This is a genomic window from Isoptericola sp. NPDC060185, assembly GCF_042728595.1.
Taxonomy (GTDB): domain Bacteria; phylum Actinomycetota; class Actinomycetes; order Actinomycetales; family Cellulomonadaceae; genus Isoptericola.
In genome coordinates, this window is the sequence record NZ_JBHWYY010000150.1 from 1 (window position 1) to 2,191 (window position 2,191).

The following is a 2,191-nucleotide window of genomic DNA, read 5'->3' on the forward strand; positions in this document are numbered from 1 at the left end:
ACGCGACGGGGAGCGCCGCCGTCGCGGGGCAGGGACGTCAGGCCTGCGGGGGCTTCGTCATCGACAGCACGTCGAGGGCCGAGTCGAGCTGGGCCTCCGTGACCTCGCCGCGCTCCACGAAGCCGAGGTCGACGACGGCCTCGCGCACCGTCATGCCCTGCTTCACCGAGTGCTTCGCGACCTTCGCGGCCGCCTCGTAGCCGATCACGCGGTTCAGCGGCGTGACGATCGACGGCGACGACTCCGCGAACGCGCGGGCCCGGTCCACGTTGGCGGTGATGCCCGAGACGGTCTTGTCGGCCAGGACACGCGAGGCGTTGGCGAGCAGGCGGGTCGACTCCAGCACGCCCTGCGCGATGACGGGGATCTGCACGTTGAGCTCGAACGACCCGCTCGCGCCGGCCCACGCGACGGTGGCGTCGTTGCCGATCACGCGCGCGGCGACCATGAGCACGGCCTCCGGGATCACCGGGTTGACCTTGCCCGGCATGATCGAGCTGCCCGGCTGCAGGTCGGGGATGGCGATCTCGCCGAGGCCGGTGTTCGGGCCCGAGCCCATCCAGCGCAGGTCGTTGCAGATCTTCGTGATGGACACCGCGATGGTGCGCAGCGCGCCGGACAGCTCGACGAGGCCGTCGCGCGCCGACTGCGCCTCGAAGTGGTCGCGCGCCTCGGTCAGCGGCAGGCCCGTGTCCTCGCGCAGCAGCTCGATGACGCGCTGCGGGAAGCCAGCGGGGGTGTTGATGCCGGTGCCGACGGCCGTGCCGCCCAGCGGTACCTCGGCGGCGCGGGGCAGCGCCGTCTCCACGCGCTCGACGCCGTAGCGGATCGCGGCCGCGTACCCGCCGAACTCCTGCCCGAGGGTCACGGGGGTGGCGTCCATGAGGTGCGTGCGGCCCGACTTCACGACCGTGGCGAACTCGTCCGCCTTCGCGCCCAGGGCGTCGGCCAGGTGCTTCAGCGCCGGGACCAGGTCGTTGATCGCGGCGGCGGTGGCGGCCACGTGGACGGACGTCGGGAAGACGTCGTTCGACGACTGCGAGGCGTTGACGTGGTCGTTCGGGTGCACGTCCTTGCCGAGCGAGCGAGTGGCCAGCGTGGCCAGCACCTCGTTGGTGTTCATGTTGGACGACGTGCCGGAGCCCGTCTGGAACACGTCGATCGGGAAGTGCGCGTCGTACGCGCCCGAGGCGACCTCGTCGGCGGCGGCGACGATCGCGTCGGCGACGTCCTGGTCGAGCACGCCCAGCTCGGCGTTGGCGCGCGCCGCGGCCTTCTTGATCCGGGCCAGGGCCTCGATGTGCCCGCGCTCGAGCGTGGTGCCGGAGATCGGGAAGTTCTCCACGGCGCGCTGCGTCTGCGCGCGGTAGAGGGCGTGCGCCGGGACGCGCACCTCGCCCATCGTGTCGTGCTCGATGCGGTACTCGGTCTCGCCCGCGCCGGACGCGCCGGGGACGACGGTGTCGGAAGTCATGCCTCTATCGTGCCGCACCCGCGGGACCGGTCCGTCGTGAGCCGGGTCACGCCCGCCCGTCGGTGGCCGCCGCCAGGATGGACCCGTGACCTTCACCCACGTGGTCCTGTACCGCGCGATGAACCTGGGACACCGCGGCAGCCCGGTGCGCGCCGCGCTCGAGGGCGCGCTGCTCGACGGCGGCGCGGCGGCCGTGCGCTCCTTCCAGACCAACGGCACCGTGCTGCTCGACGTCGGGCCGGGCGGGGACGCCGCGGCGGTCGCCGTCGTCCGGGCGGCGGCGCCGGTGCTCGCCGACGGGTGCGGCTACGCGGGGGCGGCGCTGGTGCGCTCGCTCGACGACGTGGCCGCCGCCGTCGAGGGCGACCCGTTCGCCCTCACGCGCGACGAGCGCACGTACCGCGAGACGGTGACCTTCGTCGACGGCGGGGATCCGTTGTCCGTGGCGCTGCCGTGGACGGACCCGCGCGACCTGCTCGACCTCGTGGCCGCCCGGCCGGGGGTGGTGCTCGGCGTGGCACGCGGCGGGCCGGGCGCCGGGGGCGACCCGAACTCCGCCGTCGAGCGGTTCACCGGGGGAGTCGCGACCACCCGGACCCTCGGCACCGTGGGGGGGGGGCGGGCCCCCCCCCCGGCCGGGGGGTGCCCGTCCGGGGGGCCCGGGTGGGGGTGGGTGTCATATAAAAAAAATAACGAGCCCACCACATTACAAGTGTT

At 73.8% G+C, this 2,191-nt stretch carries 2 protein-coding genes; one reads left to right on the plus strand and one right to left on the minus strand.

What is annotated here, in order from left to right; genetic code table 11:
• Positions 1-37: 37 nt before the first annotated feature.
• Positions 38-1,474: a class II fumarate hydratase gene (locus ACFWDO_RS21350; RefSeq protein ID WP_380317314.1), complete on the minus strand. Its 1,437-nt coding sequence runs from the start codon at positions 1,472-1,474 to the stop codon at positions 38-40.
• A gap of 85 nt (positions 1,475-1,559) precedes the next feature.
• On the opposite strand from ACFWDO_RS21350, the gene ACFWDO_RS21355 reads away from it, so the two are divergent.
• Positions 1,560-2,191: DUF1697 domain-containing protein (locus ACFWDO_RS21355; protein WP_380347176.1), on the plus strand; the 632-nt coding region annotated here is incomplete at its 3' end.